6 protein-coding genes and 1 pseudogene are annotated in these 6,192 nt (G+C 42.0%); 3 read left to right on the top strand and 4 right to left on the bottom strand.

The window, feature by feature from the left end; all coding sequences use genetic code 11:
* A pseudogene (locus CRO33_RS24165) lies at positions 1-538 on the bottom strand (transposase); the annotation flags it as partial.
* A gap of 184 nt (positions 539-722) precedes the next feature.
* Here CRO33_RS24165 and CRO33_RS24160 point away from each other — a divergent pair.
* Positions 723-1,286, top strand: coding sequence for a sce7726 family protein (locus CRO33_RS24160; RefSeq protein WP_097119821.1), 564 nt, complete (start codon positions 723-725; stop codon positions 1,284-1,286).
* Here CRO33_RS24160 and CRO33_RS24155 read toward each other — a convergent pair.
* The 3 genes from CRO33_RS24155 to CRO33_RS24145 are packed head-to-tail and all read right to left on the bottom strand — an operon-like array spanning position 1,273 to position 3,865.
* Positions 1,273-2,328, bottom strand: coding sequence for a beta family protein (locus tag CRO33_RS24155; protein WP_097119820.1), 1,056 nt, complete (start codon positions 2,326-2,328; stop codon positions 1,273-1,275). The two genes, CRO33_RS24160 and CRO33_RS24155, sit on opposite strands and share 14 nt — an antisense overlap.
* The gene (locus CRO33_RS24150; protein ID WP_097119819.1) at positions 2,325-3,179 is read right to left on the bottom strand and encodes an ImmA/IrrE family metallo-endopeptidase; all 855 of its coding nucleotides are present in this window, start codon (positions 3,177-3,179) and stop codon (positions 2,325-2,327) included. The genes CRO33_RS24155 and CRO33_RS24150 overlap by 4 nt, the downstream gene beginning before the upstream one ends.
* On the bottom strand, positions 3,176-3,865 hold the full coding sequence (locus CRO33_RS24145; RefSeq protein ID WP_097119818.1) for a GNAT family N-acetyltransferase: 690 nt from the start codon (positions 3,863-3,865) through the stop codon (positions 3,176-3,178). The genes CRO33_RS24150 and CRO33_RS24145 overlap by 4 nt, the downstream gene beginning before the upstream one ends.
* A gap of 327 nt (positions 3,866-4,192) precedes the next feature.
* On the opposite strand from CRO33_RS24145, the gene CRO33_RS24140 reads away from it, so the two are divergent.
* Positions 4,193-5,563: an ISNCY family transposase gene (locus tag CRO33_RS24140; RefSeq protein WP_097119185.1), complete on the top strand. Its 1,371-nt coding sequence runs from the start codon at positions 4,193-4,195 to the stop codon at positions 5,561-5,563.
* Positions 5,564-5,597: 34 nt separating this feature from the next.
* A complete protein-coding gene (locus CRO33_RS24135) occupies positions 5,598-6,107 on the top strand; it encodes a GNAT family N-acetyltransferase (protein ID WP_097119184.1) in 510 nt (169 codons plus the stop codon).
* Positions 6,108-6,192: the final 85 nt, after the last annotated feature.

Raw genomic sequence — 6,192 nt, 5'->3', positions numbered from 1 at the left:
TTCATCAGCCGCCAGACTCGGTTCACTCCGCACTGCTGCCCGTTATCACGCAGATCGAGATGGATCTTGCGATAACCATAGACGCAGCCAGATTCAAGCCAGAACTGTTTGATCTGCCCGGCCAGCATCTGGTCTGCCTGGTAACGTTGTGAATGTGGCTGCTGAAGCCAGAAATAAAATCCACTTGGATGGACATCCTGAACCCGACACAGCAAACGAACAGGCCAGCAACGGCTGTTGTCGCGGATAAAGGCGTACCTCAGTCGGACAGCTTTGCGAAGTACGCCGCGGCTTTTTTTAATATGTCCCGTTCGTCGGTAACCCGCTTCAGTTCTTTCTGGAGACGGCGGATCTCGGCCTGAGCATCTGACTGTTCTTTATCTGTGGAAGAATCCGGACCGTACTTCCTTATCCATGCGTAAAGGCTGTGGGTAGTGATATCGAGACGTGTTGCAACGCTGGAAACAGAATGGCCACGATCAACAACCTGTTTGACTGCTTCAATTTTAAACTCTTCTGGATAACGCTTACCGCTCATGGGCACCTCTCTTTAAGCCATCTTAAATGACTCTGAGGTGTCTGTTAAACCCATAGCGATTCAAAATGCATGATGACTTATCATTAAGTAGTTTGTAAAATATTTAAAATATGTAAGCCTCATTACGTGTAATTGCTTAACAAACATACAGTTGAAATATTTAACTTTATTGATAGAGTCATAAATGAACTTGAATGATGCGGAATTAAGGGAAGCACTAAACGAATATCTTAAGCGATTAAGTGTTTCACCAAGGGTAATAATTGAGGAATTACATATACAGTTTGGCCAGGCAATAGCAGATGTAGCAGCCATTTATAAAGAAGCTCATTGCTATGAAATTAAAGGTGATAATGATAACATCAGCCGTTTAAAAACTCAGGGGTTACATTATGATAAGTCATTCCGTAAAACAACATTGATCACCACAAGGAAGCATATTAACAATGCGATTAAAACCACTCCAGAACACTGGGGGATAATTATTTTCGAAACAGATAATAACCGATATAAACATACATTTATTCGTAAGGCAACTAACAGCCCATACTTCAATAAAGAGTGTGCGGTAAAAATTCTTTGGCGAAGTGAAATGATTCAACTAATTAATAAATACAATCTCAATATCTCTATTAAAATTAACAAACGAGATCTCGCGCAAGCTATTGCAGCTTCCTTGCCTCTATCAGTAATAGGCAAGGATGTTGCAAGCTTTTTGTGTAATAGACAATTAGTTAGATTGTATTAAATACAAACGTAATATGAGCATTCACAAGTGGTTTAATTATAGAGTTTGGAGTGACGTTTTTTCCTCTCATTAATGACTTTTCAACAATGAAATTATCACCCCAAGAGTATGGAGCCTTTCTGAAGAAAGCTTTACTAACTAAATCTATAGCCATGTCATTATATTGCTTAGCACCTCTGGGATGGCTTTCTAGAGCATGACCTCGCGAGATATGCAGTTTGTCATCAAAAGAATATAAGATCTTTGGTGCCATGACTTTTTGCAGCACTTCTTTTGGTATGTTCACGTCTGAATATAATGGACTGACTACGGTATAATCACCAAAGACAACATCGGGATGTTCATTTTTCAGAAGATTATATATATTTAATTCATTTCTCTGAAAGAAACCAACTTTGCCAGTGCCTATTAAATCCGATATTGATGCTGGTATAATAGACCCCGTGCAAATTATATATTCAAAATGGTAACGGGAAACTAACTCATTAATCAACAAGGTTAATTTTTCCGCTCTAGATGATGCGGAAACTGATGAGCACACTCTATTGTCAATTATCAGATGCACATTTGAAAAATAACGAATGCAGTCATTCATCAAGCTTTCTATATCGTCTTGAATAAGACGCCATGAAATAAAGTCTGCTTCAGTCAATCGGATAGCTATTACATCGCTTGAGATTTCACCTGCATCCCTTGATTCAAAAACACATCTTATACGTTCTGCGCTTCTATCTAAACCGATAACGGGGATAAAGCTAGATTTTGAAAAAACATCAATTATGAACTTGTAATTATTATGCCCGGAAATTTTGATGCCATCATCAATATCATAGTTATCCAGATAAAATGCAGGTAAATCCTGCATATGCAACTCATACTTTCTGTAAGCAGTGCACACTTTCTTACTTAGAGTTTCTGAAGTCAACTCATCATCTCTAGGTATATCAAAGAAAGGAATAACTTTGGTTTTTATAAAAGTTGGCAACTCTTTAAGTGCGCCAACTTCATTTCCTTTAAATTTCAAAAAAGGTACATATCTCATAAGCCAAAATATCCTCTTACATCAAAATCATTAACTATCTCATTGTAAACTCTATAATTATTATATTCCTTACGATATCTACCTGCTACAATAGCTGGATGAACACCTATTTTGGCTGCAAATTCATATAAGATTTTTTTGTCATTTACGTGATAATGTAATGATGAGGAACGCCAATCTTGCCTTGAAATAAGAGTATCTCCTCCATACATATTGGCTTCAAGTTCAATTTCAGAATCTGGCTCTTCATCTAGATTTTCAATAATTGGATCGCTTAATATTTCTGAATGCAACTTTAGATGCGCTAACTCATGCATAAGAGTGAACCAAAAATTATCAAGACGATTATGACGAAGGCTCATTGCTAAAACAGCAACCTTGTCATTAATTAGAAAAACAGCACCATCGAGTTTTAAACCTGGAATTGATGGCTCTAAGATAAAAAGAATACCTTTATCAAGCAAATGACGTTCTATTTTTGATAAGTTATTAATATCAGAACTCATTTGAGCAGTTTCTTTTAGAAACTCTTTAGACAACGTTTTAAACTCTGGAACAGGAAAACTGGCACAATAGACATTTGCTAATTGTTTAACCAGTGAAAGCCAGTGAGTGATTAACGGATTATAACCTCCTCCATTTTTCCTATAAAGTAAAGCCCTCCTTTTTTCTTCATAAAATTCATTAAAAAATCTGGTTTCATTAAATTCTTCAGATTTAATCACTTTCTTTACATCATGCAACGCTCTTTTATATGCGCCAAAATGCTCAATATAAAAATTTACTGAAGGGGAGTCTGACTGATTGACATGAAAGTCGAATTCATCATTTATTTCGCTGTTGTCCATCATACCCCCAATAACATTGCTGCTTTATCTGCAGGCATTTCATAAAAGGAGAGCCCGGGTTTATCGAACTCATGCATTTTAATCATTCCAATTCGGTTATAGTAACCCTCAGCCCTCTTTAAAGCGTGCAAAGAAAATGAGGGGTATAACCCGAGTTGATCTCTGCAATAAGCCACAACCTCTTTTAACATTTGAGTACCAACACCGAGATAACGCCTTTCAAGCGGGTTGTCACGATTCCATGGGGCGACAGCAAGGTATTCCACGTAAAAAATTTTGCCAAGACCTAGTTTACTATCCTTAGGGTGATAGATTAAGCAAACAGCTTGTGGCTCACTATCAACATTCAAGAAAAACCATTTATATTCATCAGTCTGGTACAGTTTAATTTTGCATAACCAATTCCAATGGCTATCATCCATTTGTATAGATGCATTTAACTCATTTAATTGATCTTCATTAAAATTAGAACCTTCAATGTATTCAATGAGCCTAATGTTGAATGATTGCCATTTATCATCACACTCATCAGCTTTGAATGGATTCCAACCTACAGTAAACTCATAGGACTTTGTACCAGTTTCACTGCACCTCAACAATCCAGTATGAAATGCGTTTTGAACAGGCTCATTTTCCTTTTGCGAACGAATATATTCTCTAAACTGAGCAATCATTGGATGGTCTTGCATATTATCATCCTTGCATTATTTAATTAATTTTGCATTATCTGAATAGGCATAAATTGAAAAATCAGAAAGGGAAAATCGACACTATAGGAATAATCCTATACCTTTGGTTTTTGCAAGTAAAGATTTTTAACTTCATTTAGCTTAAGGATATGTCTTAGTGATATTGGAGATTAGAGACAACTTGATGTTCCTGAAAAGAAAAGCTCCTAACAACATGATTTAACATAAATAGCATTACCCGCACTTTGATTATGGAGGCAAAGCTAACCTGGCCGTTCTGAGCTAAGCTTACCTGGCCGCTTCGGGCTACCTGCTGAGGATCCTGACATGGCGGCTTCTGGTGCGGAGTTTTTCACGATGAACGAAGTTAACCGGCTTAAAGTTATTCAGGACGTTGTCGACCGGCGCCTGACAACCCATCTCGCTGCTGAGCGTCTCGGTATTTCCGACAGGCACTGTCGTCGCCTGCTTCAGCGCTATCGTACAGACGGTCCGCTGGGCATGGCTGATCGCCGGCGCGGTAAGCCCAGCAACTATCAGCTGCCTGCAGGCCTTGCTGAACGTGCGGTTCAGATCATCCGCGAGCGCTACTCAGACTTTGGTCCGACGCTGGCCTGCGAGAAGCTGGCCGAGCTGCACGGCGTGACGCTGTCTAAAGAGACCGTACGCAAGCTGATGATGCAGTCAGGACTCTGGATCCCGCGCAGGCATCGCGTCCCAAAGATTCAGCAACCCCGCTACCGGCGCGCCTGTGTCGGCGAGCTGATACAGATCGACGGCTGCGATCACCGCTGGTTCGAGGAACGCGGCCCGGCCTGCACGCTGCTGGTTTATGTGGATGACGCGACCAGCCGCCTGATGCAGATTCATTTCGTCCGCTCCGAGTCCACGTTCACCTACTTTGAAGCCACGCGCGGCTACCTGGAGCAGCACGGCAAGCCGCTGGCATTTTACAGCGACAAGGCCAGCGTGTTCCGCATCAACAATAAAAATGCGGCTGGCGGCGACGGTCAGACGCAGTTCGGTCGCGCGATGAACGAGCTGAACATCACCGGCATCTGCGCCAACACCAGCTCTGCCAAGGGCCGCGTGGAGCGTGCACACCTCACGTTGCAGGATCGGCTGGTCAAGGAACTCAGGCTGCGTGACATCAGCACGCCTGACGCGGCTAACGCCTTTGCCGCTGAGTTTATGGCGGACTACAACCGGCGTTTCGCGAAGGCACCGAGGCATGATTTTGACGTTCACCGTCCGCTCGATGCAGACGACAACCTGAACCAGATATTTACCTGGCGCGAACCGCGCAAGGTTTCGAAAGCGCTGACGGTCCGCTACGATAAAATGCTGTTGCTGCTTGAGGATAACGATGACAGCCGCCGCGCGATGGGTAAATATCTGGATGCCTGGCAGTACCCGGATGGTCGCATTGAACTCAGGAGTCACGGCACGGTGCTTCCCTACTCTGCCTACGACCGGCTGTCTGAAGTTGACCAGGGTGCGATCGTTGACAACAAACGGCTTGGACACGCGCTGGCCGTGGCCAAGCTGATGCAAGACAAGCGTGATAATACGCGGTCTCAGGGCCTCCCGGCCGGTCACGGACCAAGCCGCAGGAGCGCGAAGAAAGATCCTACTAAAAAGCGGCAACGGGCGGTTAATGAGGATGACCTTCTTGAAGCTATTGAAGTCCTCCCGTAATTAATTGATGGATTAACTCCTTGAGCATAAAAATATGATCAGAACTAAAAATCTAATAATCAGAAAAGTTTCACACAGGCATGTGGATGCATTATTTCGTATATATGGAGATGTTGAGAATAATGCTTATAACCCGTTACCTCCGTTTCCCAATATCGAACATTCTCAGTCAGTGCTGAACACATGGATAGAACACTGGAGTGCTAAAGACATTGGGAATCATGCAATTAGCATGACCTCAGATGAAGATTGCATTATTGGTTTTGGCGGCTTTTCTTTTAAAAGATTCAGAGGGAAAGAGGTTCTTAGTTTAGGTTACAAGTTCACCCCCGATGTTTGGGGAAATGGATATGCGACTGAATTTGTCAATGGAATTATTGAGAACACTGTATTACCTGAGAATGTTATCGAGGTTATAGCCAGAACTCATCCAGAAAACATTGCATCAATAAGAGTCTTAGAGAAAACAGGATTCATATATTTGGAAATCTATGATGATAACGATGGCATGGGGCTGAGCGCAGTATTTAGCAGGAAAATATAGCGGTCGTTCGACCAGGATAATAACATCATAAATCGGACATCTCAGGTTTGCCTGAACCCGGTCATCTCTGCTTAGCTTTAACATT

The sequence above is a fragment of the Pantoea sp. GL120224-02 genome (assembly GCF_900215395.1).
Classification (GTDB): Bacteria; Pseudomonadota; Gammaproteobacteria; order Enterobacterales; family Enterobacteriaceae; genus Pantoea; species Pantoea communis.
Note: the sequence above shows the minus strand (reverse complement) of the source record. Positions and strands in the feature narration are given on the sequence as shown.

Bases quoted from the DNA above. Each gene is read 5' to 3' on its own strand.
- CRO33_RS24145 (WP_097119818.1), bottom strand. From the start codon at position 3,865: ATGCAAGACCATCCAATGATTGCTCAGTTTAGAGAATATATTCGTTCG.
- CRO33_RS24150 (WP_097119819.1), bottom strand. From the start codon at position 3,179: ATGATGGACAACAGCGAAATAAATGATGAATTCGACTTTCATGTCAAT.
- CRO33_RS24135 (WP_097119184.1), top strand. From the start codon at position 5,598: ATGATCAGAACTAAAAATCTAATAATCAGAAAAGTTTCACACAGGCAT.
- CRO33_RS24160 (WP_097119821.1), top strand. From the start codon at position 723: ATGAACTTGAATGATGCGGAATTAAGGGAAGCACTAAACGAATATCTT.
- CRO33_RS24155 (WP_097119820.1), bottom strand. From the start codon at position 2,328: ATGAGATATGTACCTTTTTTGAAATTTAAAGGAAATGAAGTTGGCGCA.
- CRO33_RS24140 (WP_097119185.1), top strand. From the start codon at position 4,193: ATGGCGGCTTCTGGTGCGGAGTTTTTCACGATGAACGAAGTTAACCGG.